General features: G+C 74.2%; 1 protein-coding gene. It reads right to left on the bottom strand.

Annotated features, from left to right (window positions below; all coding sequences use genetic code 11):
• Positions 1–118: 118 nt before the first annotated feature.
• Positions 119–527: DbpA RNA binding domain-containing protein (locus FK530_RS25455; protein ID WP_193560379.1), on the bottom strand; the 409-nt coding region annotated here is incomplete at its 5' end.

The raw sequence follows: 527 nt of genomic DNA on the forward strand, positions 1-527 counted from the left end.
GGACGCCCGTCAGCACGCCGTCGAGGAGGCGCTGGACCGGGCTTCGCATTGAGGGACCGGGCCCGGCCCCGACCGGTCGTGCCGGCGGGGACGGACCCGGTCGAGGGTCCCGGAGGACTCAGTAGTGACGCCTGGGGCTGCGCTCTCCGCGCGAGCCGCCGAAGCGACGGTCCCCGCGGTCCTGGGCGCCCCGCCCACCTCGGTCCTCACGGTCCTGCCAGCGGTCACGGTTCCCTCGGTCCGCGCGCTCGCTGCGGTCCTCATGTCGGGAGCCACCCTGATGACGGTTGTGTGACCCGCCGTGCTCCGCGCGGTCCCCGTGCTGACCCGGGCCCTCGTCCTCGCGGATGCGCAGGGCGCGTCCGGCCACGCGGGCCTTCGAGATGCGTCCCACCGCCGAGGCGGAGAGGTCACCGGTGATCTCCACCAGGGAGAAGGAGGGGAAGATGTCGATGCGTCCCAGGTCCGAGCCGTTGATGCCGCCCTCGCCCGTGATGGCGCCGACGATGGCTCCGGGGCGCACACCG

The organism is Tsukamurella conjunctivitidis (assembly GCF_007858475.1).
GTDB lineage: Bacteria > Actinomycetota > Actinomycetes > Mycobacteriales > Mycobacteriaceae > Tsukamurella > Tsukamurella conjunctivitidis.